The organism is Mumia sp. ZJ1417 (assembly GCF_014127285.1).
In the GTDB taxonomy this organism is placed as follows: domain Bacteria; phylum Actinomycetota; class Actinomycetes; order Propionibacteriales; family Nocardioidaceae; genus Mumia.
On record NZ_CP059901.1, the window covers coordinates 2904684 to 2930958 of the forward strand.

The window sequence follows — 26275 nt, forward strand, 5'->3', positions numbered from 1 at the left end:
ACCGTACGACAACCGTGGGTCCGATGACTTCGCTCCGCTGAGTAGGTCGTCACTACAGCCGGAGCCCAGGACGAGGAGGAGACGCGATGGGTGAGCTGCACGTCAACATGAACATCACGCTCGACGGCGTGATCCAGGCCAACGGCGGCCCGACCGCGCAGGACGCGGGCTTCGCGTACGCCGGGTGGGAGCGCCCGTACTGGGACGAGACGGCCGGTGCGCAGATCGTGGCGGACGTCGAGGAGTCTGACGCGCTGCTGCTGGGGCGTACGACGTACGACATCTTCCGCAGCTACTGGCCGGGGAAGACCGACGAGATCGGGCGGGCCTTCGACCGGGTGCCGAAGTACGTCGCCTCGCGCGGGACGCCCGAGCTCTCGTGGGACACGAGCACCCAGGTCACCGACGCGGCCACCGAGGTCCGCGACCTGCGCGAGCGCCACGAGCAGATCCACACCTGGGGCAGCGCGGACCTTCTGCAGACCCTGTTCCGCGAGTCGCTGGTCGACCAGGTGAACCTGTGGATGTGCCCGGTCGTGATCGGGCAGGGCAAGAGGCTCTTCCCCGAGGGGGCGACCGCCGCCCGGTTCGCGCAGGCCGAGCCGCCGATGGCGTACCCGGCTGGTGTCGTCCTGCTGCGCTACCGCTGCCTCGACGGTCCGCCGGAGACGGTGAGCGACGAGGTCAGCGCGGACGACTGAGCGACGGGCGCTCCACCGTTAGCCCCGCGAGACCCGGAGCATGTCCTCGCGCGGGACGACCTTGACGCGCTCGCGCCCGGCGTCCTCGCCCAGCGCCATCTCGTGCGCGTCCAGGCGGTCCCACCCCTCCCCCGTCGTGAACTCGACGCCGCGGTCGGTGAGGTGCTCGACGATCGCGGTCGGGTCGTCGTACGAAGGGAGGTCGAGGCCGTCGAGGTCGGCGAGGAGATTGGTGATCGTCTCGTTCGCGTCGGACTTGGTGTGCCCGATCAGGCCGACCGGTCCGCGCTTGACCCACCCGGTGACGTACACGCCGGACATCGGGGTGCCGTCGACCTCGAGCACGCGTCCCGCGTCGTTCGTGATGACGCCGGCGTCGTGGTCGAACGGCACATCGGGAAGGTGCGTGGAGAGGTAGCCGACCGCGCGATAGACGGCCTGGACCTCGGTATCGGTGAAGTCGCCGGTCCCGTGCGCGACGCCGTCGCCCCGCATCTCCGTACGCTCCGTCCGCAGCCCCTCGACGCGGTCAGTACCGAGCACCTCGACGGGCGCCTGGCACATGTGGAGGTGGATGCGTCGTGGGGCGCCGGTGGGCTCGGCCTCGAGGTACTTGAGCAAGGTGTTGACGACCAGGCGCGTGCCCTTGCTCTTGGCGATCGCCTCCTGGCCCGCGTCGTCGATCTCGAACCCTTCGGGGTGCACGATCACGTCGACCGACGGCGAGTGCGACAGCTCGCGCAGCTCCATCGGCGAAAACTTGATCTGCGCGGGGCCGCGTCGCGCGAAGACGTGGACGTCCTTGACGTTGCTCGCGGCGAGCCCCTGATGGACGTTGTCGGCGATCTCGGTGGTCAGCTGCTCGTCCGCAGGCTTGGCGAGCATCCGCGCCACGTCGAGCGCGACGTTGCCGGCGCCGATGACGGCGACGCTCTCGGCATCCATGGGCCAGTCGCGCGGTACGTCGGGGTGGCCGGCGTACCAGGACACGAAGTCCGCGGCGCCGTAGCTGCCCGGTAGGTCGATCCCGGGGATGTCCAGCGGACGGTCGGCGATCGCGCCCGTCGCGAAGATGACCGCGTGGTAGTGCTGCTGCAGCTCCTTGAGCGACACGTCGACGCCGTACTCGACATTGCCGAAGAACCGGATCTGGTCACCCCCGAGGACGCGCCGCAGAGCCTTGATGATCTCCTTGATGCGTGGGTGGTCCGGTGCGACGCCGTAGCGGACCAGCCCGTACGGGGCGGGGAGCCGATCGAACACGTCGACCTGAGCCGCTTCGTGCTGCTTGGTCAGGATGTCCGCGGCGTAGATTCCGGCCGGTCCGGCGCCGATGACCGCGACGCGCAGGGGACGCATCCGAGATCCTCTCGTTGGTAAGGCTAGGCGGTCCTAACCTACCTTTCGGCGCACGGCTCTCCCCCGCCGGGACGGGAGACGCTCGTCACGGTTGAGGGGGCAACCTGGGCGAACAGGTATCGCCCGGGCACCAACAGCGCACGGAGATCCGTGCCCGGAGCAGCACACCGAATTCCTGGCCCTCAAGGACGAGGCGAGGCACGTTGCGTTTGCCAAACATCGCGCCGCTGTTCAACTGACCTGCCCCACCAACCGAGGCAGTCATTTCGCCCAGATAGGGACTGCCGTTCTCGGCTCCTCGGGCACCCAGATGTCGATGATTACCGAAGCCTCGGACAGAGTCGGAGGGGTACCGTATTCTCGCGGCATGCCCAGCGAGGTCTTTGTCGTGTCAGCCGAGAAATACCAGTTCTGGGCGATCGACCACGTCAACAGGCAGATCACGATTGTTCCGCGGGAGGGTGAAACGCTCACCGAACCAATCGATGACGAGTCGATCGCTGATCTCCCGGACATCGCTCATTCAATCTTCGATTGGGATAAATGGTGGATCACGACGTTCACTCGTCGCGGCCATACCATATTTTCAATGGGATTCAATCCTGAGAGCACGATCCAGGGACCCCATCGCCCGACCATTTACCTAGATCAGAACAAGTGGAGCGAGCTGGCGACTGCTGTGCTGGTGCCCGAGCGCATTCGTACCGACAAGCAGTTGTCCGCGGCCCTTGAGATCATCCGATTTGCAGGCGACGATGGCACGATTCTGCCGCTGTCATCTGCTCACCTGCTCGAGACCTCATGGCTGCATGGCGACCGCAGGTATGAGGTTGGCGTCACGATTGCCAGTTTCTCCGGCGGGTGGCAGATGAGGCATCCCTGGAACGTGTTCGAGCAGGAAGCAATTGAGGCTCTGGCGTCGCGCCTGAATCACGCGATGACGATCGAGACCGGTCAGCCCGTGATCACGACAGAACCGAACGCGTGGACGCAGCGAACATCCTCGTTGGGCCTGGGCCCCCGGCCGGAGGGGGGCGTGGAATTGTTCTTTTCGATGCTCACTGCTCCAGGCGTGATCGTCCAGGAGTTGATCGATCCCCAGGCAGAACAGCGGACCCCTTTAACGACTTGGGTCGACACCCACGAACGCATTACTCGCCAATTCAGAACCCTGAAGGCGTCCAAGGATCAGAAGCGGGCGCTTGCACGACGGCGTTTCTGGAACGAGAACATCGGGATATACCGCCAGGCGGCTGCCAAGGTCTTTAGAACGGTCGACTTTCCGACCTTCTCGGACAGGGAACTACGCACTTTGCTTGCGGAGGGGCCAATGACCTCTCTGATCAGTGAGCTGTTCATGACTCGGTTCATCGATCAGACAACGAAGTGGACGGCCAACGACTTGGTCGACATGTTCTATCTCTCCTGTGCCGCGGGCTACTGCGACTACGTCGTCGGAGAAGTGAAGACGGCGACGCACTTGCAGCAGATCCAGCGCCGACAAGGCAAGAAGGTGAACGTCTACTCAGATCTCCATAGCCTTGTGGAGGCGCTCCATGCAGATGGAGTTACTACCGACACCGAGCGCCGCAACCTCCCGTCCGATGTCTGAAGCGCGTCGCCCCCTTCATCGTCCCACGGTCAGGCCCGCACGTTGTGGTATCCGCGGTGGCGCAGTCCGATCGTCGCAACAGTTCAGGTGTGGGTGGACCGCTGCCAATAGCTACGAGCCCGGTGGTGTCGCGCGTATCGACCGGTCGTCATTGCGCTGTGCGCGCGCCGACCTGAGTTCCCGTGCGCACGTGCTCCGCACTCAGCCCCGGACTCATTCAAAGCCTTGGCCGACGTCTTGCCGTCGTGCTCGACGTGGAAATCGTGCGGAGTGTTGCGAAGCAGCTTCCACACCGTGTGGACTAGGTCCGCGTACTCGGCGTCGGTGAGATCTGAGTGAAACGGCCAGTCGTATGTAGCGAATCATGCCGGCGATCTTCGCAAGAGGCGAGCGGCCGCAGCCGATCTGTGCGTCATACCGCCGCGAATGACGTTGGTGACGGATGTGCCCCAGGACGGCCCCCCGCACCACCGAGCATTACGACCGCGCCCGCGGCGACCTCGACCGTCACGGCGTCCACTTCCGCACCGCCCACGTCGCGGGAGTCTGAACGTCATGCCTCCTTGCGCCTAGCGGGGTGGCATCGTGAGCCCCGAGTCCGAGCCAAGTTCCGGGTGATAGGGCCTGTTTCTTAGCAATCGGTCTCGCTGAAGGCACTGCCTCGGCTAACTTCTTGCACGGGGCTAAGGAGGCAAATGACGGTGCAACGACTAACGATCTTCTTGCTTCGCGACGTGGGTGCCCTCGACAGCGCACTCGCTGAGGATGTCATCAAAGGCTTGGACGTCAGCGCACTGAAGGAAGGGTCCGGCTTAACCGGTCGCTTCTACTCGAAGAAGTCATTCCCACGGACCCCGAGTTGGGCCAAGTACGTCGAGCCGGTTGTTGACGGCGGAGTACAAGGTGTCCAGTCCGCGTCGTCGTCAGGCCTGATGCTCCTCAAAGTCGACGGCAACGCGTTCGCTCTGACCTTCGGATACGGGCGCACGCTTTTGGATCAAGCCAAGATCGAGCGCCGGTTCGGTCTCAAGGTTGCACTCAATCTGATCGACGAGCGGCAGATCCGCAGCCTCGACACCAAGAAGTTTGACGAGATGGTGGTGTCAACCAACACGCAGACGAGCCGTACGGCTGAGCTCCCGACCTTCGGTGTTGACATCATCCGAGACATCCTTCGAGCGGTCACCGGCATTGCCCCGGCGGGAAGCGGCTACAAGTCGCTCAGTGGAGCTGACGCCTTGGTCCTTGGTGTCGACAAGGCAGTGGAGGACCTCCCCCATGTGCTGCGAGATCTATACGCGCACTTCAAAGCAACCAAGTATCAGGCGACGTTCGGTTGGGTCGACCACCTCGCCGAGGTGAAGGACCCATTGCTGGTTTCGAGACTTGACGGTCAGCTTCTCGATCAACTCCGGCTGTCCGATACGACCACGACCCACATGGCGATGCCCGAGAACTTGGACTGGGAGGACATTGAACACTTTGTCATCGTGCCGACCAAGAGGCAGCGAACGTTCGACGAGCTCGACCTAGACGATTACCTCGCGGAGAAGGCCTGTGACGCTGCGAACATCACCATCGAGAGATTGAAGAGTCGCAAGGTCTCGGTCAAGTTCCTCAGCAGTGCCGACCCCGTGGCTCGCTGGAGCATCTATCACTGCCTTGTCTCCGAGCAGCGCATAGATGAAAAGTTCTTCGCGCTCGTTGAGGGCCGGTGGTTCGAGGTCGCGGGCACCCTCGTCAAGCAGGTCGACGCGGCCGTTCAGGCTATTCCTTCAGCAACGGTTTCCTTGCCGCCAGGATGGCCGGGAGAGACGGAGGGTGCGTATAACAAGCGCGCCGCTGCCGAGTGTGCCGACCTTGCTCTCCTCGACACGAAGCTGGTAGCGCCCGATGGCGCCCATACGAAGATCGAGTTCTGCGACCTGCTGAGCAAGGACGGCTCGCTGGTGCACGTGAAGAGGAAGTCGCGCTCGTCTACTTTGAGCCACCTCTTCGCTCAAGGGCATGTCTCGGCAGAGGCAATGGTTGATGGAGTCCTCCGCGACCAGGTGAGGGCCGCGATCACCAAGGCCGTTGGAGATGGCAAGGACGCTCCCTGGCTGGATATCGTCCCGCCGGGAACGGCTGACATCGAGCGCGACAAGCTCAACGTGACCTACGCAGTGATCGCGAATTCGAAGGCGGCGGGAACCGAATGGCTCCCGTTCTTCAGTCGTCTGACGTTGATGCAGACCGCGCGTGACCTCAACAGGATGGGCTTCACCAAGCTGTCGCTCGTGCGTGTCCCCGTCGAAGCGTCCGATGTGCCGCCTGATGATGATGACCGCGGGGTCCCGGCGTCGGCTGACTAGGCGCTGACAGGGACAAGTTGACGCACGCAATCGCGAATCTCTGACCCGGCAAGGCGCGTGCTTCGGCAGCGCCCTTGATGCTGACCACTCGCCCACTCGCGTCTTACCGCCGCGTTGCGGACACGTCCGAACCTGACTAGAGCTCGCTGAATAGCCTGCCGCGAGGGTCAGCAGCTCATTCCTCCGGGGGCGCGACCCGAGTAGCAGCATTGCGCTGCCGAGACGGATCGTCCCCGAACCGGGCGGGACGTGCCGCCCCACGCGCAAGCGCCTTGACGGACTACTTGTATTTTGCAAGTATCCTTCACATGAGCCTCTTCATCACCTGTCCGGTCGACAGCGTCGAGCGCGCGACCGTCTTCTACACGGCCCTCGGCTGGACCTTGAACACAGAGATGTCCGACCACAATGTGTCGTGCTTCGCGATCGCGCCCGAGCAGTACGTCATGCTCGGCAGCCACGAGATGTACGCCAGCGTCGGCGGCGTCGAGGAGCTCATCGGCGGACCTGGCACCCCCTCGAAGGTCACCGTCTCGTTCGACCTCGGAAGCCGGGAGGCGGTCGACGAGCTCGTCGAGCGCGCCGGTGCCGCTGGCGGGCGGATCGGCGACACCGACGACTACCCCTTCATGTACCAGCGCCAATTCGACGACCCCGACGGCTACCACTACTCGCCGTTCTGGATGAAGCCGGAGACCGACCCGACCGCGTGAGCGACCTCGCCGCAGCCCTGGAGATCGTCGGCGCACGGTGGGCACTGCTCATCGTTGAAAGGCTGCTCGACGGGCCGCAACGATACGGCGACCTTCAACGCGAACTAGGAGTACCGACAAACATGCTCGCCACCCGCCTGCGTGAGCTCGAAGCGGCCGGCGTCCTGACGCGCATACCCCTGCAGCACAACACCCGGGCCTACAAGCTCACCGAGCGCGGGCTCGCCCTCCGTGAGGCGATCAATACGCTCGGAGAATGGGGCCGCGGACAACGCTAGACCAGTGACGACCCAGCCGGAAGGAGTGTGCCGGAACGCCCGGATCTGCCGCGACGCTGCGCGTTATTCCGCCGCGTGACGGGCGCTCCGGAACCGCGCTGTTATGCCGATGAGCGTGCCCTACGCTGGCGAACATGCGGGAGGACGATTGGGACGAGGTTGTCGGTCAACTGAATGATGCGGTAGCCGGAGTCGCGGTTCTCGCTCGTTGCCTCACCGTCAATCCCGAATTAGCCAAATGGCGTGCAGGCGAGGAGATCGCTGGGATGTCAGCAGCCGACGCACTCGATCAAGCGCGCGGAGACCTCGAGCGTCTGTCCGGTGGTGGAGCGACCAACCTGGTCGAACTGGTGCGGCGGATTATGGACGAACTGCCCGTTCCGTTGGAGTGAGGCAACGTCCGGATCTGCCGCGCCGTCGCGGACTCGCGTCACTCCGCCGCGAAGCGACCACCTCGAACCCCGCGGTCCATGCGCGCGGAGACGCTCTCTCATCCCGATGTGAGTGCGCTTCGGACTACCACTCCGGGTCGGCCCGGCGGAGGGCAGAGACCTCGTCATGCACCCGCCCTAGGAGGGCTCTCACCTCGTCCCGGTCGCCGCCGATTCGAGTGTCGAACTCCCAGTCCTCAATGCCTGGTCCTCCGGTCAGGACCTCGCTCAGAGCGTTGTTGATCCAGACCAACTCATCTCTGGTGAAGTCCATGGGCTGACAATAAAGGGGCGACGGCCTCGGACCGGGACCGACCGGTCATGCCGCATTCCGCGTGGTCGCGTCGATTAGCATCGATCAGGGGCCGGAGCCACCGAATCCCTTCCAGGATCGGATGTCCACGAGTGCTACCCCGGCTAAGGTTCGTGGGTGATCGAACTCCCAGCTCAGACTGTGGCCACAGCGCCTTCTGATCCATGGTGGAAGTTGCGCGCCAGCTGGATCTACGCAGCGATCACATCTGGGCAGCTACGTGATCACGACGCCAAGGATGAGACGCAATACATCGTGCAACTTGAGGTCGTCGGGCGATTAGACGTTCCCGGCGGTCAGCTGGTCGCTGCCGACCCATAGTCATGGACGCCGAGCCGGAAGCGTTTGTTCAGACTCTCGCCGCGGATACCGCAGACGTGCTTGTGGCACGGGCACTCGTCGACGAGAACCACGAAGGCGTCGCCGCCCTCGTCCTCCACGTCGCCGGATCAGAGCCGATCTCCGGGTGGCGTATGGCGACTGTCGCTGGCCAGGACCCTGCCACCCTCGAGCAGGAGGGCTTCTTCGGCTACGGAGTTGACGCGGGTACCGGGTCCTTTGGCAGTCCCGAAGCGATGAAAGTGACGCAACGCGTGCTGAGCGCGGACGCCGGCATGCTCGACGACCCCGTATCCAACGCACTCTTCAGCGATGGCATCGGGACTCGAAGCGCGGTCCTGGTCGCAGCCGAACACGGAGCCGGTCCTGTCGCCGTCTGCTCTTCCGGTTGGGGCGATGGCGTCTACCCGACATGGCTCGGCGTCAACACATCGGGACGCGTTGTCGTTGCGGTCACTGACTTCCTACTGAGCGGCGACCCTCATGCGGCACCGCCGCCAGCTCCAGAAGACGCAGATCAGGCTCCGCAGAAGGCGCGCCCGAAGTCCCTACTTCGCCGTTTGATCGGGCGCTGACCGCTTACGCAATCGACCAGATATGTCTCTGTCCGCTCGCCGGCACCTGCGACTTTCCGCCGCAAGTGCCGGCCTTCGTCCGGCGTGCCGTCGACCGAAGCCGAACTTCCGATCCGAGACTTGCCATATGCCCAGGCCTTGGACTGACGCGCCGATCACGGCCAAGAGTGAGGACGAGCTCGGCCGCGCTGACTACGCCGCCCATGCCGCCCGCCTGATCGTGGACAGCCACTCGTGGGACGACTCGATTGTTTTCGGGCTTACCGGCCCCTGGGGCAGCGGGAAGAGCTCAATGCTGGCGATGATCTCCGAAGAGCTCAGCGCCACCCAGCCGAGCTGGCAGGTCGCCCAGTTCACCCCTTGGGCGACCGGGGATGTGGCCGGCCTCCTCGCCGACTTCTACGCATCGTTGAGTCAGACGCTTCCACCCCGGCATACCAAGCGGGTCCGAAACGCGCTCGGGACGCTCGCGCAGGTATCGGCGCCCGCGGCGAACGCCATCCCATGGGCTGGCGGCGCAGTCGCTAAGGCGGCCGGATCCGCCGGGGAAGCCCTCAAGAAGCAGCCTCCCTGGGACAAAGCGTTCAAGACGGCGACCAACGAGCTGAAGAAGTTGAACACACCGGTCCTGCTAATCGCCGACGACATCGACCGGCTGCAGACCGAGGAGCTGCTCGCGCTGCTCAAAGTCGTCCGTCTCCTCGGCCGGTTCCCCGGGGTGCACTACTTGCTCGCCTACGACGAGAGCACCTTGTTCCAGGCGCTCTCCGAGGCGAACCTCGTCGGAGCGGATGGCGGCGCCGCGGCCCGCTTCATGGAGAAGATCGTCCAGTACCCGCTCGCGGTGCCCCCGCTGCTGTCCACGCAGCTGCTAGCCAGGCTCGATGCGGGTCTCGACGCTGCGCTGGCCGACGCAGGAAGGCCGCAACCAACCAGCGAACGCCTGGGGGGCCTCGTCGACGTGTATCGGTCTCAGCTCGGGACCCCTCGGGCTATCGATCGGTACCTTGCCCAGTTGCGTCACCACCTGCCCCTGGTCGGGCCGGAGGAGATCGACGACGAGGACGTCATCGTTCTCACGCTGCTTCGGACCGCTTTCCCGACCCTGTACCAACAGCTACCCCGTTGGCGCGATCAGCTGATTTCGGGGCACACCGGCGAGATCAAGCGAAGCGCCGCCGCCGGGCGCGACTACGAGCCGTTCGATCTCGAACCATTGGTCGCGGCGCTGCCGAGGCACTCGCAGTCCGATGCCCGGGTGCTGCTGACCGAGTTGTTCCCGAAGCTACGGTCCGACGGCCTGAGCTATAGCACCTCGGAGCGTCGCATCAGTGACGCCCAGTACTTCGACCGGTACTTCGCGATGGGGATCCCTTCTCACGATGTCTCCGATGTCGAGGTGGCGAAGGCGATCGCCGACGTCGGGCAAGGGCAGCCGACGGCACTAACAGCGCTACTCAGTCAAGCAAGCTCGGAGCGGGTCGTCCTCGTTGTCGACAAGGGCCGGCGGTTCACCGACGAGCAGCCTAAGGACGGTGGCGGTGATGTGCTACGGCTCCGGCTTGTGAAACTGCTGGTCGCGGTCCTCGACAACGTCCACGACAACGCGACCTTCTTCATGAGCCCGCGCGATTGGGTGAGGAGATGGGCGAGCAAGGTAGTCGCCCAACTCACCGACGATGTCACGGGCCGTGCACTCCTTGACGCTCTGAACGCCACTCCCCAGCTGTGGAGGAAGATCGAGGTCGTCCACCACGCCTCCAGCGGTGCCGGTCCCTATCCTGACTGTCTCGATCAGGTCATCGCAGAGTTGAGCGTGCAGGCAACCAAGGAGATGATCGTCCACCTCAGGGCTAAGGACGACGCCCCAGAGGACACCAAGCCAGGCTTCCTCATCTACTTCCTGTTGAGTGCTGGCGAGATCGGGCCGCTGGCGGACAAAGTCGCCGCAGGCCTCGCTTCCGGCGCGTTTACCCTCGCGGACGTCGCTGCCCGGGTAGTCCCGACCCTGCACGGGGTCGGGACCCCGAACGAACTGGGTGACTTCGACCAGGAGGCCTTCAACGCGCTGGTTCCACCAACCACCGACCCGTGGTACCAGTCATCGAAAGTAGAAGTTGACGAGCACGACCTGAGCTGGGCGAACCGGCGGGCGTACGCGGCCGGCCGGGCGAAGCAACCCCCAGTTCCAGCACCACCGGCCGCGCCGAAAACCGACACAGCTGCTGACCCTGGCGCCCAGACATCGAAATAGGAGCGCTGGAATAGCGGCCGGGATCATCCAATGCGGGCGCCTCGGCTCGTTTCTGAGGTGCGTCCTTCCGCCGCCAGCGGGCTCGTCAGAAGGCACGGTCATCGGTACTCGAAGTGCGCCCTGAACTCGTCGGCCGACGAAAAGAATGTCGTGGATGGCCACGGTGGATGCTCTGACGAAGCCCGTGTGAACATCAGGTGCACCAGGGCCACGTCCTTGCCGTGGCGAACGACGACCTCGTCCTTCGGGTGGTACTTGGCGACCGGGGTCCACTCGCGTCCGTGAAGCGGGTGGCCTGACGAAACCTCGGCCGTGATCCGATCCGCCCAGAAGTCCTCGCCTTCGGGATCGTTCCGAAAGTCCTGGAAGTCGTCGTCGAACTTGAAGGAATCGATCCATGGCATGGCAGCAGGCTAGGCCAGCTCCGTGACAGCTCATGCCGCTATCCGCACGGTCAACCAGTTGCGTCCTTGCGCCGCGAACGTCTCTGCCCCCACTGAGTCCGCGGCGACGCGCACGCGTGGCGTCGGCCCCTTAACCCGCCACGCGGTCGAACGTCACATGCGTGACGCCGCTGGGTGAGGAGGTGGCCTCGATCCGGTAGTCCTCCTCGAGCCCCTCCAGCCCGTCCCACAGCCGCACGCCCCGTCCGAGCAGGATCGGGACCACCACCGTGTGCATGTGGTCGATGAGTCCAGCGGCCAGGAAGTCGCGGATCACGGTAGGGCCACCGCCGATGCGTACGTCCTTGCCTTCCGCAGCTTCCTTCGCCGCCTTGAGCGCTTCGGCAGGTGAGGCGTCGAGGAAGTGGAAGGTCGTACCGCCCTCCATCTCGATCGACGGCCTTGGGTGGTGCGTCAGCACGAACACCGGTGTGTGGAACGGCGGGTTCGGACCCCACGCGCCCTTCCAGTCCGGGTCCTCCTGCCATCCGGGATGGCCCCACTTGCCGGCGCCCATGATCTCGGCGCCGATCCCCGGCTCGTGCTGCTGGGTGAAGGCGTCGTCGACACCACTCGAGCCTGCCGGGTCCCACCATCGGGTGGCGAACATCCACCGGTGGAGCCGGTCCCCCGCGTGACCGAAGTGCGCATCGGCGCTCTGGCCCTCCCCCGTGCCGAAGCCGTCGAGCGAGATCGCGAAGTTGTGGACGCGTACGTGAGACATGGCTACTCCTTCACCGGAACGTAGGTCAGATGGGTCACCGACTTCGACGCCCGCGACTTCACCTGCTCGAGCGCCAGCGGCGGCACGCCCTCGAACAGCCGCGCGCCCGCGCCGAGCGTGAGCGGGACGACGTGCAGCCGCAGCTCGTCGATCAGGCCGGCGGCGAGGTACTGGTTGATCGTGTCCGCGCCACCCAGGATCGACACGTCACCACCGCCGGCCGCATCGCGCGCCTGCGCGAGCGCGGACTCGATCCCCGAGGTGACGAAGTGGTACGTCGTGCCGCCCTCCATCGGCTGCGGCTCCCGCGCGTGGTGGGTAAGAACGAAGACCGGGGCGTGGAAGACCGGGTCGTCGCCCCACCACCCGTTCCAAGGCCGGTCCCACTCACCCCGTACGGGTCCGAACATGTTGCGGCCCATGATCACCGCCGAGTACGCGGCCAGCTCGTCGACCTCGGCCTGGTTCGCCTCGGGGTCGTCGAACATCCAGGCGTGCAGCTCGCCGCCGGATCCGTCGCCACCGTCGTCGCCGAACGGGCGCTCCTCGGTCTGGTTCAGCCCAGCCGCATACCCGTCGGCCGAGATCGTGATGTTGCCGATCACCTTGCCCGTCGGTGGAGTCATGCACTTCAGCATCGCGCGGCACTGCCATGACGTCTAATGCCAATCACGCCCAAATCGCATTAACATCGTTGATCGATGCTCAACATCGTCCATCTCAAGGTGCTGGCCGCGGTCGCGCGCTGCGGCTCGGTGACGGAGGCCGCCCGCGAGCTGCACTACTCCCAGCCGTCGGTGAGCCACCACCTGTCCCGCCTCGAGTCAGCTACCGGCGTCAAGCTCGTCCAGCGCGTCGGTCGCGGCATCCGGCTGACTCCCGAAGGGCAGCTCCTCGCCGCGCGCGCCGCCGAGATCCTCGGCCGGGTCGATGCCGCGACCAACGAGCTGGCCGCCCACGTCGGGTTGCAGGCGGGGCGCGTACGACTGGCCGCCAATGCCTCCACGCTGAGCACGATCGTGCCGCGCGCGGCGATGTCCTTGGCCGAGAACCACCCCGGACTCGAGCTGAGCCTGTTCGATCGGCATCCCGTCGAGGCCCTGGAGATGCTGCGGCACGGCGAGGTCGACGTCGCTCTCGTCTTCCGTCACGCAGGCGCTCCGCCCCTCGCGGAGGGAGCCCGCCTCGTCCATCTCGCCGACGACCCGATCTACCTCATCAGCGGGCAGGCCGACGACAGCCTCGCGAACCACCACGACTCCGGATGGATCGGCGGCTGCGACCGGTGTCAGGAGGAGCTGAGTGCGGTGTGCCGACGGCATGGCTTCAGCCCTCGCATCGCCTCGTACAGCGACGACATCGTCGTCGTCCAGGCCCTCGTCGCCGCCGGCGCCGGTGTCACCACGCTGCCCGGCCTCGCACTCCAAGCCCACCGACGGCCCGACATCCACACCGCCGAGCTCGTCGGGTCGCAGCGCGAGGTGTACGCCGCCACGTACGGCGACCCGCCCGATCCGCCCGCCGTCACCGCCGTCCTGGCCGCACTCACCGACGCAGCGGCACAGGCGACAGCGCTCTGACATGAGCTCGCCGCCGACCGTGCGCCCGGCGCGGGCGGAGGACGCCGCGCTGATGGCGCGCGTGAACGTACGGTCCTGGCGGGAGACATACCGGGGCCTCATGGCCGACGACGTGCTCGACGACCCCGGCCTCGAGGCCACGCGCGAGCGGTTCTGGACGTCCGCCCTCACCGACCCGCGCTTTCGCGAGAACCGCGTGGCTGTCGCCGAGCGCGACGGCGAGCTGGTCGGCGTCGCCATGTCAGGACCGCCGCTGGACGACGAGACGCCGTGGACACGACAGCTGTATGTGCTTTATGTTCACGCAGCCGACCACGGCACCGGCGCGGGCTCGGCGCTTCTCGACGCCGTCGTCGACCCCGACGAGCCGGTGGCGCTGTGGGTCGCCGACCCGAACCCTCGCGCCCAGGCGTTCTACCGCAAGCACGGCTTTGTGGCCGACGGGGCCAGCCAGGTCGATGACGGCGTGCGGGAGATCCGCATGGTCCGCAGCGCGAAGCCCAAGCATTAACCCGCTCGTGGCCGGATCCGGTCATAGTCGTTGACCGCACGCGTGCCGACCCCGAGTGTGTGGCGAGGGATTGAACCGTTTCATCCGAGGCGGAACTCCTGGCACGAAGGGTGTGGCGACGTGACGAAGAGACGAGCTCCAGGAATCGCGATCGCCGTGTTGACGGCGTTCACGCTGTCCCTCGGTGTCATGCAGGCGACAGCAGCTCCCCCGGCCCCGGCCGCCGGTGTCCCGCACGGCGCACACCCCCGCGGCATGCAGGTCGAGCGCCTGACCACAGAGCACGCCGTCGACCCCCTCGGCATCGACGTCACGCACCCGCGGCTGAGCTGGATCCTGAGCTCGCCGGACCGCGGCGCCCGCCAGTCCGCGTACCAGGTCGTCGTGTCACGCGAGCGCGACGGCCGCCGTCCCGTGTGGGACAGCGGCAAGGTGCACTCGACGCGGTCGTACGACGTCGCGTACGCAGGCCGCGCCCTGGAGTCGCGGACGCGCTACACGTGGCAGGTGCGTGTCTGGGACGAGAACGGCCGTGTCTCCGGGTGGAGCAAGCGGGCGACGTTCGAGACCGCCTTCGTCGACGACGCGGAGTTCGCCGGCGAGTGGATCGGCTCGCCGAACCGACGGCCCGAGGCATCGCTCGACGGGTCCGGCTGGATCTGGGGCGACGGCGCCGGAGCAAGCGGGAACGCGAGAGCCGGCGACCACTTCTTCCGTACCGAGGTCGAGATTCCTGCCGGAGCAGACATCGTCTCCGCACAGCTGCAGGTGACCGCCGACGACTACTTCGCCCTCTTCGTCAACGGCTCCGAGGCGCTCAGCTCGCCGACGCAGGGCGAGGCGTGGCGGACCGTGCGGGTCACTGATCTGGCCAGCGACCTTCACACCGGGAAGAACGTCCTCGCCGTCCGCGTGACCAACAGTGCCCAGGGCTTCGCCGGGCTGCTCGGCAAGCTGCGGATCGAGCTGGCCGACGGCACAGTGATCGACGCCGTCACCGACGACTCCTGGCGTGCGAGCGGAGCGACGACCCCCGGATGGGAGCAGCCGGGCTTCGATGACTCCGGCTGGTCCGCCGCGGTCGTCGGCGCCCCGTACGGGGGTGGTCCGTGGGGAAAGAACGTCAACGTCCCCTCGCCGCCGGAGGCTCTCGTACGCAAGGACTTCGACGTCGCCACGTCAGGCAAGAAGGCCAAGAAGATCGCCTCGGCCCGCGCCTACGTCACTGGGCTGGGCTACTACAAGCTCTTCCTGAACGGCCAGCGCGTCGGCGATCACGAGCTCGACCCCGGCTTCACCGTCTACGACAAGACGACCCTGTACGCCACGTACGACGTGACGAAGGCGCTGCGGTCCGGGGAGAACGTCCTCGGAGTGAGTCTGGGACGCGGCTACTTCGGCCAGACCTTCCCGGACGACTGGGCGGGTGAGCCGTGGCACGACGACACGAAGCTCAAGCTCGAGCTCGACATCGCGTACGTCGACGGGACGACGCAGCAGGTCGTGAGCGATCGCACCTGGAGCACGGCCGAGGGTCCCACGACGTCCGACTCGGTCTGGATGGGTGAGAGCTACGACGCCCGGCTCGAGCAGCCGGGATGGAACGCGCCGGGGTTCGACGACTCCTCGTGGCGGTCAGCGGTCGCCGTAGCCAGCCCCGGCAAGGACGTCGCGCTCCGCTCACAGCAGTTCCCCGCCATCGAGGTCACCGACCAGCTCGAGCACACCGCGACGAGCGTGCCGCGAACCGGGACCACCGTGTACGACTTCGCGAGTCCCACGGCCGGCTGGGCGAAGCTCACGGTGGACGGGCCCGCCGGCGCCACCGTCACGGTCAGCTACGGCGAGAAGCTCAAGGCGGACGGCACCGTCGACAGCAACCTCGGGTTCTTCGACGGGCAGACCTACCGCTACACGCTCAAGGGCGGCGGGCCGGAGTCGTACCAGCCGAGCTACAGCTATGCAGGCTTCCGGTACGTCCAGGTCACCGCACCCGAGGGCGTGACGATCCGCGGCGTGGACGGGATGCGTGTGCACACCGCGGTCGAGCGCACCGGTGGTTTCGGAAGCTCGGACGACCTCTTGAACCGCTACCACGAGGCGCAGGCGAACACGATCCTGAACAACCTGCACTCGATCCCCACGGACACGCCCATGTACGAGAAGCGTGCCTACACCGCGGACGCGTACCTCACCGCCGACTCCGCCATCGCCGGCTTCGACATGCAGAGCTTCTACGAGAGCTGGGTGCGCACGCATCGCGACGACCAGTTGCCCGACGGCACCTTCGGCGCCACGGTGCCCGGATCGGCGGGGTCGAAGGAGCAGTTCGTGGACCCGCTCTGGTCGTCGAGCTACGTGTTGATGACATGGAACCTGTACTGGTACTACGGCAACACCCGTGCACTGGAGGACAACTACGCAGGAATGAAGAAGTGGCTGGACCACTACGAGGCGACGATCGGCGCGACCGGCAACGTCTACACCGGGTTCAGCTTCGGCGACTGGCTCGACCCGACCCCGGGCGCGGGAGCGGGTACGCGACTGCCGGCGACCGCCTACCTTCACAGGACCGCGACCCTCATGGCGAAGATCGCCACCGTGCTGGGCAAGAAGGCTGACGCGGCGCACTTCGAGACGTTCGCCGGCCAGGTCGCCGACGCCTTCAACGACACGTTCTACGACGAGGAGCGCGGCACGTACGCCGACAACCCGTCCGCCGACTACCGACAGACCGCCAACGTGCTCCCGCTGGCGTTCGGCATCGTCCCCGAGGAGCACCGCGAGACGGTGCTGGCGAACCTCGTCAAGGACGTCGAGGTGCGCGGCAACCACCTCAGCACCGGCGCGATCGGCACCAAGGACCTGCTTCCGGTCCTCACCGACAGCGGTCACGGTGAGCTCGCGTACGACGTCGCCACGAACCCCACATATCCCGGGTGGGGCTACTGGTTCGAGGAGCTGGGCGCGACGACGATGTGGGAGGAGTGGCCGGCGCACTCACGCTCGCAGAACCACGCCTTCTTCGGCACCGTCGACGACTGGCTCTATCAGCAGGTCGCGGGCATCACGCCGGCCGCGCCCGGGTTCTCGAAGGTCAAGATCCAGCCCTCCCCCGTCGGCGACCTCGACCACGCGTCTGCGACGGTCGACTCGCCGCTCGGCCAGGTGACGTCGAGCTGGCAGCGCTCCCGCCACCAGCTCACACTCCGCGCGACGGTCCCGGTCGGCGCCACTGCCGAGATCCACGTCCCGGCCCGTCGGCGAAGTGATGTCACCGCGCCGCGCGGAGCCTCGTACGCGGGAGTCCGCGACGGCTACGTCGTGTACGAGGTCGGCTCGGGGGACTACGAGTTCCGCGCGAAGGCGCCGGACGACCCCCGGTGACACCCGCGCGCAAGCCCTGACACGATCTTGACGGACCGGGCGGGCGGGCTCGCACGCCCGCCAACAGGTACGGTCATCGTGGTCGCGAGAGGAGGCAGCCGATGGGGATCGTGGACAACGCCGTGTACGTCGAGGGCACGCGCAAGGTCGAGCCGCCGACCCTCGAGGACACGTACGAGCTGCTGCGTGACGAGCACGGGATGGGCTGGATCGGCCTCTACCGTCCGACCCGCGACGAGATCGAGTCCGTCGCCGAGGAGTTCTCGATCCACGAGCTCGCGGTGGAGGACACGATCCGGGCGCACCAGCGCCCGAAGCTCGAGCGCTACGGCGACGTCCTCTTCACGGTCCTGCGGCCGGCGCGCTATCTCGATGCCGAGGAGCGCGTCGAGTTCGGCGAGGTCCACGTCTTCACCGGCCCCGACTTCGTCGTCACCGTCCGGCACGCGGAGTCGCCCAACCTCGGACACGTCCGGCGCCGTCTCGAGTCCTCCCCCGACCTGCTCTGCCTCGGCCCCGAAGCCGTCCTGTACGCGATCTTCGACGAGGTCGTCGACGAGTACGGTCCGGTGGTCGCCGGCCTCGAGAACGACATCGACGAGATCGAGTACCAGGTGTTCGCCGGTGATCCGACCGTCTCGCGGCGCATCTACGAACTGTCGCGCGAGGTCATCGAGTTCCAGCGCGCGGCCCGTCCCCTCCTCGGCATGCTCGACGCGCTCCGCAGCGGCTTCGAGAAGTACGCCGTCGACGAGGAGCTCCGCCGCAACCTGCGCGACGTCGAGGACCACGTGATCCGGATCGTCGAGCGGATCGAAGGGTTCCGGGTTCTCCTCCAGAACATCCTCGCCGTCAACGCCACCCTCGTCGGCCAACGACAGAACGAGGAGATGCAGCGCCTCACCGAGGCCAGCTTCCGCCAGAACGAGGAGCTCAAGCGCATCTCGTCGTGGGCGGCGATCCTCTTCGCGCCCACGCTGGTCGGCACGATCTACGGGATGAACTTCGAGCGGATGCCGGAGCTCGGATGGGCGTTCGGCTATCCGTTCGCGATCGTGCTCATGGCCGCCGTCTGCGTGACGCTCTACGTCGTGTTCAAACGGCGCGGCTGGCTCTAGCGACGGCCCTCAGCGCTCGAGCTTCATCGACACCAGCTCAGTGAAGCCGACGCGTCGGGCGAAGCGCACCTTCTTACGCTTGTAGACCGTGAAGCCGAGCTTGGCGTACACGGCGAGCGCCGACGCATTGGTGTCCTTGATGTCCTCGAGCACGAACTCGCGATAACCGGGCAGCGCCAGCAGGTGACGCAGCAGCGCGGTCGCGACACCCCTCCCCTGGTATGCCGGCTCGGTGGCAACGAACCCGATCTCGGCCAGTCCGGGCCGTGCTCCCTCGAACGGACGCATGAACCAGCGCTGGATCACCACATAGCCGAGCAGCCCCCGTACGAGTCCGAGGTGGCGACGGATCTGCGACCACTGCGGCGCGAAGAGCGTCTGGTCGCCCTCGGTGAACGAGGCGATGCCCGCAGGCTCACCCTCGACGAGCGCGACATAGAACCGCTCGATCAGCAGCATGTGCTCGAACGCGTCGGCCAGCGTGTCGGTGTCGCGCGAGAACGCGACGAAGTCGTCGGCGAAGCTGCGGACGTACACCTCGGTGATACGGCGCCGGTATTCCTCGCCGAGCTCGTCGCCCCGCTTGACCACGACCGTCGTCTCGCCCATGCCCCGCCCGCTTCGCTCGCCACCCGTACGGGGCGACCCTATCCACACGCGGCCGGCACTCCAGCGGTGGTTTGCGCCGTGCCAGGTCAGGACGGCAGCGTGCGGGTCTCCACGAGCATCCGCGCCACCGCGCGCAGCTTGAGGTTGTGCTGCTGGGAGTAGCGCCGCAGCACCTCGAAGGCCCGCGGCTCGTCCAGGCCGTATCGCTCCATGAGGATGCCCTGGGCCTGCCCGATGAGCTTGCGCGCGTCGAGCGCGATCTCGAGGTTCTCCTCGCGCTCGGCACGAAACAACGCGATTGCGGCGTGACGCGCGAAGATGTGGGCGAACGCCACGTCATCGTCGTCGAAGAACCGCGTGTCCTCCGAGTAGAGGGTGACCACGCCGATCCGGCGGGAGCTCGGCGCGAGGCTCACGCCGAGGAGGCTCGCGACGCCGAGGTCCGTGACCGCCTTCGTCCAGCGCGGCCATCGCCGCTCTCGCCGCAGGTCGCCCAAACGGAGGGTCTCGTCCCAGTCGTCGCTGCGGGCCGGTCCTTCGCCGAGCGCGACCTGCAGCTCGTCGGCCTTCTTGATGAGGTCGTCGGTGGCAGAGACGGTGTCGAGCCGGCCACCGCCGCGGATCATCGTCACGCCGCCGCGATCCATCTCGACGGTCTCGCACAAGCGCGTGATGATCTGCTCGGCCGTCTGCTCCGCGGAGTCAGCGGCGTGGAGGTCTTCGACCAGGTCCGCGAGCTCGTGATGATCGAGCACCTCGTCCGTCATCTGACACCCCCGCTCACGCCGTGGGGCGCGCGTCTGCACCCGTCAGGATTTTACGCCCGGGTTGCGTTCCGGCGACAGCGATGAGGTTCCGCCGCCCGGTCGGTCAGTCTCTTCAGACGGACCCGCCGACTGCGAGGAGAGCACCATGACCGCGACCTACACCTTCGACGTCGTGTCCACCATCGACGGCTTCGGCTCGTACGGAGGGGGCGGCGACTGGGGCGGGTACTGGGGCAAGCAGGGCCCCGAGTTCCTCGACCACCGCCTCGCGCAGTACGAGGCGGAGCAGCGGATGGTCCTCGGCGCCCACACCTATCGGGAGTTCGTCGAGCTCCTGGGCGCGAGCACCGACGAGCTCGACCCGATCAATGCCCGGATGGTGAACCTCCCGACGACGGTGGTCTCGACGACCCTCCAGGGACCGCTCGACTGGCCGAACGCGGCCGTCGTGAGCGGCGACGCCGTCGACGTCGTCGCGCGGCTCAAAGAGGAGTCCGACGTGCCGTTGCGCTCGCATGGCAGCCTGTCGATGAACCGCGCGCTGATGGCGGCCGGTCTCGTCGACCGCGTCCAGGTGACGCTCTTCCCGGTGATCAGCGGTCAGACCGGGACGGACCCGATCTTCGCAGGATCGGCCGACTTCGACCTCGAGCTGCTCGAGAGCTGGACGTTCGACGGCCACACCCAAGAGCTCACCTACCGTCCGACCGTGCACGGCTGATTCCGTCACTCCCCTCTGCCAGCATCGGGGGCATGTTCGAGAAGCGCCGCCTGCCCACTCGTACGCCCGAGTCCCGCGCGTTCGCCGAGCGCGTCCAGGTCGCCATGGAACTCACGTCGCGGCTCAACGTCCTCCCGCACGGTGACGTCGACGCACGCATCGCTCTGCTGAGCGAGATCTTCGGCCAGCCCCTGCCGGAGTCGCTCACGATCTATCCGCCGTTCTTCTGCGACTACGGCCTCGGCGCGACGTTCGGGGAGCGCGTCTTCATCAACCAGGGGTGCTACTTCCTGGACTTCGGCGGCATCACGATCGGCGACCGCGTCCTGATCGGCCCCAACGTCACACTCAGCACCTCCGGGCATCCCGTTGAGGTCGCCGAGCGGTTCGACTACCTGACTCACGCCCCCATCGTCATCGAGGACGACGTCTGGATCGGCGCCGGCGCGACGGTCGCACCCGGCGTGACGATCGGCCACGGATCGGTCATCGGCGCGGGCACCGTCGTCGCGAAGGATGTCCCGCCGCTGAGCGTCGTCACCGGTGCCGGCGCGATCCAGAGGAACGCCGTCCAGCCGTCCTAGGACTGACCGCCGCCCGGTCGCCCCGCGCCTTCGACCAGATCGGGGATGGTCCTCCGTACGAGGTCGACCAGCGCCTCGCACAGCAGCCGCTCGAGCTGCTCTCGTGTCAGCTCGGCCCCGCGCAACCAGCGACGCGTGACGACCGTCGCGTACGCCGAGTAGCCGTGCAGCGCGACCCGCACCACCGGGTCTTCTCGTACGACGTGCAGGCCGGCGATCTCGCAGATCTGGTCGGCCATGGCCTCGGTGTACTCGCTCACCAGCGCCTGGACCTGCTCGTCCTGCGACTCCCCCGTCAACGCCGACGCCGACAGCCACGTCTCACGGCTGCGCAGCACCATCCCGACCCACTCGTGGACGCTCTGCGCGATGCGTTCCTCCGGCCGCGCCCCCTCCACGTACGCGGGGGTCGGGAGGCGCGGCGCCTGGAGCAGCTTCGCGACGACGGCGACGTAGAGGTCGCGCTTGGTCGGGAAGTAGTGGTTGAGCAGTCCTCTACTCACGCCGCATGCACCGGCAAGCTCGCCCGTCGACACGTCGTCGTACGGGCGCTCGGCGAACACGCGGCCGGCGGCGCTGACGATCTGCTCGCGCCGTACGTCCGGCGGGAGTCGGCGACGCGTAGATCCCATGCCGGAATCTTGCCGTACACCTCGCTCGACCGGGCAAAGAGTGCAGATCGGACGATCGACCTCGTTCCCTCTAGCCATCCCCGTCCTCCTCTATTAATATGACGCAAGTCACTATTGGCAAACTGCCGATAGCCTCCGCCTGGCTGTCGCGAGGACTCGACGAGGAGCACGAAATGGCAGACCTCAGCAGGAGAAACCTCTTACGGGCGGGAGGAGCCCTCGGTGCGCTCGGCGCCTTCACGGTCGCCGCCCCCGCCAAGGCGTGGACGTGGTCCTCGGCGGGCTCGATCGCCGGCACGGGCACCGGTCGCGACCCGCGCTACGTGTGGGACGACCTGGCGGATCCCGTGCTCGCCTCGCTCCTCGAGCGCGGCGGTGTCCCCGCCGTGAACGACGTGCTCCGTTCGTGGACGAAGAACGGCCAGACCATCCCCTCCGGCCTCCCCTCCGACGTCGCGGCGCTCGTCAACCAGACCCGCACGCTTCCCGCGTGGGCGGACCAGCGCAAGCTCGACCTCGCGTACCAGTTCACTCGGAAGCGCGGGCTCTACCTGGGCGTCCTGTACGGCATGAACAGCGGCATGATGAGCGCCGCCATCCCGCGCGAGGCACGCGCCGTCTACTACTCCAAAGGCGGCGCCGACCTGACGGACCGCATCGCCAAGACCGCGAAGCTCGGGTACGACATCGGCGACTACCACGCGTACCGGCCGGACGGCGAGATGGTCGTGACCTGTGTGAAGACCAGGCTCACGCACGCCGCCGTTCGCCATCTACTCCCCCAGTCCCCGCACTGGGTGGCGTCGGCCGACGAAGAGATCCCAATCAGCCAGTTCGACATCATGGTGACGTGGCACAGCCTCGCCTCGTCAGTCTGGCAGAAGCTCATGGACTGGAACATCCGGATCCCCAAGGCCGAGGCTGACGCATACCTCCACATCTGGCAGGTGACGGCGTCGATGCTCGGCGTCCTCGACGAGTACATCCCCGCATCCTGGGACGAGGCGCTGGCCCAGCGTGAACAGGTCCTGGTGCCGCTCCTCGGTCCGACCCCGGAGGGCGTCAAGCTCGCGGAGATGCTGACGAACCTGGGAGACCGCATCGACTTCACCCTGGTCACGAAGCCCGCGTTCGAGTCGGTCACCCGATACATGCTCGGCGACCAGGTCACCGACTGGCTCGGGATCGACCGCAACCCGATCCTCGACGCGACCGTCGCCGCCGCCTGGATCCCGTTCGTCCGGCTGCGCGAGCTCGGCCTCCCGCTGCTCGGGGTGCCGTCGATCTACTTCGTGTTCGAGGAGCTGATCCGGAAGTTCGCGCTCTTCTACCTCGAGCCCGGGCAGCAGATCAACATCGACATCCCGACGATGAACAACCCGAACTACCCGTCCTGAGAGCGAGGAGCCGAGCCATGCGCGACCTCAGCAGACGCCAGAGTCCGTTCTAACACGCCGACATGACAGACGAGATTAACGAGCCCGACGGCATCGGACGTCGGAGTTTCCTCGGGTACGTGCTGGCATCGGCGACCCTCGTCACCGGCGCCCGCCTGGCCCTCCCCGGTGAGGCCGAGGCCGCAGCCCTGCCGCAGCTGACGGACTTCCTCGACCTCAACGACATGATGACGGTGGCGGCGCTGCCGACGTCGCACCTCATCACCGTCGAGGTACGCCCCGACGGCACTGTGGCCTTCTCCCTCCCCCGGGCCGAGGTGGGCCAGGGCATCACCACCTCGACGGCCATGCTCATCGCCGAGGAGCTGGACGTCGGTCTCGACCGGATCCGCGTCACGCTCGCCGACGCCCGGCCGGAGCTCCTCTTCAACCAGCTCACCGGAGCCTCCAACACGACGATCGCCACGTTCACGCCGATCCGCGTCGCCGCGGCGATCGCGCGGCTCCGCCTGCTCGCCGCGGCCGCGACCGAGCTCGGCCGTCCGGCAGCCGACCTCACACTGAAGAACGGCGTCGTCACCGCTCCCGGTGGCGCATCCCTCGACATCGGTGCGCTCGCGGCGAAGGCGGCCAGCTCCCGCGTCGAGACGGTACGGGTCACGCTCAAGCCCAGCGACGACTTCACCGTGATCGGCACGCCCCGAACGCGCGTCGACGCGCTGGCTGCCGTGACCGGACGCAAGCAGTTCGCGATGGACCTGCAGGTCCCCGGCGCACTGCCGACGATGGTATGCCGGCCCCCGACGCTCAACGGCACCGTACGGTCGGTCGCCAACCTCGCCGCGGTGCGCGCCATGCCCGGCGTCACCGACGTGGTGCCGATCGCGACCGGCGTCGCCGTACGCGCCGAGACGTTCGGCCAGTGCATCGACGCGGTGCGAGCGTTGGAGGTCTCGTGGGGTCGGGGCACCGCTGAGGGCAAGTCGGACGACGACGTGCTCGCCGAGCTGCGGCGGGCCGAGCTCCCGATGGGACTGCCGCCCCTCACGCCGACGATCGACACCAGGTTCACGTTCGCGTTCCGCAGCAACAGCGCACTGGAGACGAACTGTGCCATCGCCGACGTGCGCGGTGGACGGGCCGAGATCTGGTCGTCGCTCAAGTCGCCGATCATCGCGCGGCAGACCCTCGCGCTCACGCTCAAGATCCCCGCCAGCGCCGTCACCGTGCACGTCACCGAGGGCGGCGGCTCGTTCGGCCGCAAGCTCTTCTTCGACGCCGCGCTCGAGGCCGCCGAGGTCTCGCAGAAGATCGGCAAGCCGGTGAAGCTGATGTGGCACCGCGCCGACGACAGCCGCCAAGGGCGCACCCACCCGATGGCGACCTCACGCGTGCGCGCGAACTACCTCGGCAGCTCCGTGCTCGGCTTCAAGCAGGTCCACACCAGCGTCGCCACCGACCTCGGCCACGGCCTGGGCGAGCTCATCACCGCGACGGTGGCGGGGCTGCCGGTGGGCGATTCGGCGTTCTCGCAGGTGTTCTTCCAGCTCTCGCAGACGATGCCGTACGACTTCGGGGTCGTCAGCCGGGTCCTGAACGAGACCGACCGCGGGTTCAACACCGGCAGCATGCGCAACGTCTACTCCCCCGACGTGACGTGCGCACGCGAGCTCGTCGTGGACCAGCTGGCGGCACGGATGCGCAAGGACCCCTTCCAGTTCCGCCGGTCGATGCTGCGGACCGATCGAGCGCGCGCCGTCCTCGACAAGGTCGCCCAGGTCGGCAGCTGGGGACGGACGATGCCGGCCGGCACGGCGCAGGGCATCGCGCTCCACGACGAGTACCGCTCGGTCAGCGCCGTGCTCGTCGAGCTCGACTGCCGCCCAGAGACAGTCGGACGGCAGATCAGGGACGCCGTCGCCGGCCCTCGCGTCACCAAGGCCGTGATCGCGGTCGACGCCGGCCTCGCGGTGAACCCGCGCGGCCTCGAGGCGCAGATGATGGGGTGCCTGATGGACGGAATCGCCCTCGCCCTGACCTCCAGCCTCCACCTCCGCGACGGGTCGTTCCTCGAGGCCAGCTGGGACAACTACTTCTATACGCGGCAGTGGAACACGCCCCCCGAGATCAAGATCGTCATCATGCCGACCACCACCGGCGAGCCCGGAGGTGCGGGCGAGCTCGGCGTCGCCGCGTCATTCGCCGCCGTCGCCTGCGCGTATGGGAGAGCGACAGGGACCATGCCGACGTCGTTCCCGATCAACCACTCGACGCTCTCGTTCACCCCCAAGCCCACCGTTCCTCCGATCCCGCAGTCGCCCACCGACGGACTGACCTTCGTCCGCTGACGCACTGCACTCCCCCACGAGACCAAGGAGAACCACCGTGCCCCAGCACACCTTCGTGCTCAACGGCCGACAGGTCAGCGTCGACGTCGCTGACGGCGTGCGACTGCTGTGGGTCCTGCGTGACGTCCTGGGTGTCACTGGCCCGAAGTACGGCTGCGGGATCAACGTGTGCAAGGCATGCACGAGCCACCTCAACGGCAAAGCGTTCAACCCGTGCGCTGTCCCGGTGGACGCGCTCTCGCCGACCGACGAGGTGACGACGATCGAGGGGCTCCCCGACACGATCGGCGCCGAGCTCCACCCCATGCAGGAGGCGTGGCTCGCGCACGACGTCGCGCAGTGCGGCTTCTGCCAGCCGGGCCAGATCATGGCCGCCGTCGACCTCGTACGCCGTGTCGCCGCCGAGGGTCGCAGCGTCACCGACGACGACCTCGACAGCATCCGCAACATCTGTCGCTGCGGTACCTACCCCCGCATCCGGGAGGCGATCCGTACCGGCGCAGCGCGCATGTGAGTGTCGGACTG

25 protein-coding genes are annotated in these 26275 nt (G+C 67.0%); 17 read left to right on the plus strand and 8 right to left on the minus strand.

The window, feature by feature from the left end:
* Window positions 1-86 precede the first annotated feature (86 nt).
* Window positions 87-701 (plus strand): dihydrofolate reductase family protein, encoded by a 615-nt coding sequence (locus H4N58_RS14105; RefSeq protein WP_167250149.1) that lies wholly within the window; start codon window positions 87-89, stop codon window positions 699-701.
* Window positions 702-719: 18 nt separating this feature from the next.
* On the opposite strand, the gene H4N58_RS14110 is transcribed toward H4N58_RS14105, so the two are convergent.
* Window positions 720-2060 carry an FAD-dependent oxidoreductase gene (locus tag H4N58_RS14110; RefSeq protein ID WP_167250147.1) on the minus strand — a complete coding sequence of 447 codons (1341 nt, stop codon included), beginning with the start codon at window positions 2058-2060 and terminating at the stop codon, window positions 720-722.
* A 367-nt stretch (window positions 2061-2427) separates the two neighbouring features.
* On the opposite strand from H4N58_RS14110, the gene H4N58_RS14115 reads away from it, so the two are divergent.
* The 5 genes from H4N58_RS14115 to H4N58_RS14135 all read left to right on the plus strand — a co-directional run bounded on the left by H4N58_RS14115 (window position 2428) and on the right by H4N58_RS14135 (window position 7409).
* Window positions 2428-3672: a hypothetical protein gene (locus H4N58_RS14115; protein WP_167250145.1), complete on the plus strand. Its 1245-nt coding sequence runs from the start codon at window positions 2428-2430 to the stop codon at window positions 3670-3672.
* A 695-nt stretch (window positions 3673-4367) separates the two neighbouring features.
* Complete coding sequence (locus H4N58_RS14120) at window positions 4368-6026, plus strand: DUF6119 family protein (protein ID WP_255490660.1); 1659 nt, start codon at window positions 4368-4370, stop codon at window positions 6024-6026.
* A gap of 308 nt (window positions 6027-6334) precedes the next feature.
* A complete protein-coding gene (locus H4N58_RS14125) occupies window positions 6335-6739 on the plus strand; it encodes a VOC family protein (protein WP_167250141.1) in 405 nt (134 codons plus the stop codon).
* Window positions 6736-7017 carry a helix-turn-helix domain-containing protein gene (locus tag H4N58_RS14130; protein ID WP_167250139.1) on the plus strand — a complete coding sequence of 94 codons (282 nt, stop codon included), beginning with the start codon at window positions 6736-6738 and terminating at the stop codon, window positions 7015-7017. Before H4N58_RS14125 ends, H4N58_RS14130 begins: the two co-directional genes overlap by 4 nt.
* A 134-nt stretch (window positions 7018-7151) precedes the next feature.
* Window positions 7152-7409, plus strand: a complete 258-nt coding sequence (locus tag H4N58_RS14135) for a hypothetical protein (RefSeq protein WP_167250137.1) — start codon at window positions 7152-7154, stop codon at window positions 7407-7409.
* A gap of 124 nt (window positions 7410-7533) precedes the next feature.
* Here the strand turns inward: H4N58_RS14135 and H4N58_RS14140 are convergent, their stop codons facing one another.
* Window positions 7534-7722, minus strand: a complete 189-nt coding sequence (locus tag H4N58_RS14140) for a hypothetical protein (RefSeq protein ID WP_167250135.1) — start codon at window positions 7720-7722, stop codon at window positions 7534-7536.
* 362 nt (window positions 7723-8084) lie between these two features.
* Between H4N58_RS14140 and H4N58_RS14145 the strand changes: the two genes are divergently transcribed.
* Both H4N58_RS14145 and H4N58_RS14150 read left to right on the plus strand, forming a co-directional pair.
* Window positions 8085-8675, plus strand: coding sequence for a DUF4241 domain-containing protein (locus H4N58_RS14145; protein WP_167250133.1), 591 nt, complete (start codon window positions 8085-8087; stop codon window positions 8673-8675).
* A 127-nt stretch (window positions 8676-8802) separates the two neighbouring features.
* Window positions 8803-10929: a KAP family NTPase gene (locus tag H4N58_RS14150; RefSeq protein ID WP_167250131.1), complete on the plus strand. Its 2127-nt coding sequence runs from the start codon at window positions 8803-8805 to the stop codon at window positions 10927-10929.
* A 98-nt stretch (window positions 10930-11027) separates the two neighbouring features.
* Here H4N58_RS14150 and H4N58_RS14155 read toward each other — a convergent pair whose 3' ends face one another.
* The 3 genes from H4N58_RS14155 to H4N58_RS14165 all read right to left on the minus strand — a co-directional run bounded on the left by H4N58_RS14155 (window position 11028) and on the right by H4N58_RS14165 (window position 12722).
* Window positions 11028-11333, minus strand: a complete 306-nt coding sequence (locus H4N58_RS14155) for a hypothetical protein (protein WP_167250129.1) — start codon at window positions 11331-11333, stop codon at window positions 11028-11030.
* A 130-nt stretch (window positions 11334-11463) separates the two neighbouring features.
* Window positions 11464-12096, minus strand: a complete 633-nt coding sequence (locus H4N58_RS14160; RefSeq protein ID WP_167250127.1) for a dihydrofolate reductase family protein — start codon at window positions 12094-12096, stop codon at window positions 11464-11466.
* Window positions 12097-12098: 2 nt separating this feature from the next.
* Window positions 12099-12722: a dihydrofolate reductase family protein gene (locus tag H4N58_RS14165; RefSeq protein WP_167250125.1), complete on the minus strand. Its 624-nt coding sequence runs from the start codon at window positions 12720-12722 to the stop codon at window positions 12099-12101.
* 75 nt (window positions 12723-12797) lie between these two features.
* Here H4N58_RS14165 and H4N58_RS14170 point away from each other — a divergent pair, with 75 nt between their 5' ends.
* From H4N58_RS14170 to corA, 4 genes are all read left to right on the plus strand, one after another.
* Window positions 12798-13676, plus strand: coding sequence for a LysR family transcriptional regulator (locus H4N58_RS14170; RefSeq protein WP_167250123.1), 879 nt, complete (start codon window positions 12798-12800; stop codon window positions 13674-13676).
* A gap of 1 nt (window position 13677) precedes the next feature.
* A complete protein-coding gene (locus tag H4N58_RS14175) occupies window positions 13678-14187 on the plus strand; it encodes a GNAT family N-acetyltransferase (RefSeq protein WP_208322883.1) in 510 nt (169 codons plus the stop codon).
* A 120-nt stretch (window positions 14188-14307) separates the two neighbouring features.
* Window positions 14308-17574, plus strand: coding sequence for a family 78 glycoside hydrolase catalytic domain (locus H4N58_RS14180; RefSeq protein WP_208322882.1), 3267 nt, complete (start codon window positions 14308-14310; stop codon window positions 17572-17574).
* A gap of 101 nt (window positions 17575-17675) precedes the next feature.
* Window positions 17676-18692, plus strand: coding sequence for a magnesium/cobalt transporter CorA (gene corA, locus H4N58_RS14185; protein WP_167004187.1), 1017 nt, complete (start codon window positions 17676-17678; stop codon window positions 18690-18692).
* Between the two features lie 9 nt (window positions 18693-18701).
* On the opposite strand, the gene H4N58_RS14190 is transcribed toward corA, so the two are convergent.
* Both H4N58_RS14190 and H4N58_RS14195 read right to left on the minus strand, forming a co-directional pair.
* Complete coding sequence (locus H4N58_RS14190) at window positions 18702-19301, minus strand: GNAT family N-acetyltransferase (protein WP_167004190.1); 600 nt, start codon at window positions 19299-19301, stop codon at window positions 18702-18704.
* Window positions 19302-19387: 86 nt separating this feature from the next.
* The gene (locus H4N58_RS14195) at window positions 19388-20068 is read right to left on the minus strand and encodes a GAF and ANTAR domain-containing protein (protein WP_167004193.1); all 681 of its coding nucleotides are present in this window, start codon (window positions 20066-20068) and stop codon (window positions 19388-19390) included.
* A 145-nt stretch (window positions 20069-20213) separates the two neighbouring features.
* Between H4N58_RS14195 and H4N58_RS14200 the strand changes: the two genes are divergently transcribed.
* Together H4N58_RS14200 and H4N58_RS20825 are read left to right on the plus strand one after the other, a co-directional pair.
* Window positions 20214-20789, plus strand: coding sequence for a dihydrofolate reductase family protein (locus tag H4N58_RS14200; RefSeq protein WP_167004196.1), 576 nt, complete (start codon window positions 20214-20216; stop codon window positions 20787-20789).
* A gap of 32 nt (window positions 20790-20821) precedes the next feature.
* Window positions 20822-21373, plus strand: coding sequence for a sugar O-acetyltransferase (locus H4N58_RS20825; protein WP_167250121.1), 552 nt, complete (start codon window positions 20822-20824; stop codon window positions 21371-21373).
* Here the strand turns inward: H4N58_RS20825 and H4N58_RS14210 are convergent.
* Complete coding sequence (locus tag H4N58_RS14210) at window positions 21370-22005, minus strand: TetR/AcrR family transcriptional regulator (protein ID WP_167250119.1); 636 nt, start codon at window positions 22003-22005, stop codon at window positions 21370-21372. The genes H4N58_RS20825 and H4N58_RS14210 overlap by 4 nt on opposite strands.
* A 173-nt stretch (window positions 22006-22178) precedes the next feature.
* Here H4N58_RS14210 and H4N58_RS14215 point away from each other — a divergent pair, with 173 nt between their 5' ends.
* The 3 genes from H4N58_RS14215 (at window position 22179) to H4N58_RS14225 (ending at window position 26264) form a co-directional block, all read left to right on the plus strand.
* Window positions 22179-23402 (plus strand): oxygenase MpaB family protein, encoded by a 1224-nt coding sequence (locus tag H4N58_RS14215; protein ID WP_167250117.1) that lies wholly within the window; start codon window positions 22179-22181, stop codon window positions 23400-23402.
* A 62-nt stretch (window positions 23403-23464) separates the two neighbouring features.
* The gene (locus H4N58_RS14220) at window positions 23465-25750 is read left to right on the plus strand and encodes a molybdopterin cofactor-binding domain-containing protein (RefSeq protein ID WP_167250115.1); all 2286 of its coding nucleotides are present in this window, start codon (window positions 23465-23467) and stop codon (window positions 25748-25750) included.
* 37 nt (window positions 25751-25787) lie between these two features.
* Window positions 25788-26264, plus strand: a complete 477-nt coding sequence (locus tag H4N58_RS14225; RefSeq protein WP_167250113.1) for a (2Fe-2S)-binding protein — start codon at window positions 25788-25790, stop codon at window positions 26262-26264.
* Window positions 26265-26275 lie beyond the last annotated feature (11 nt).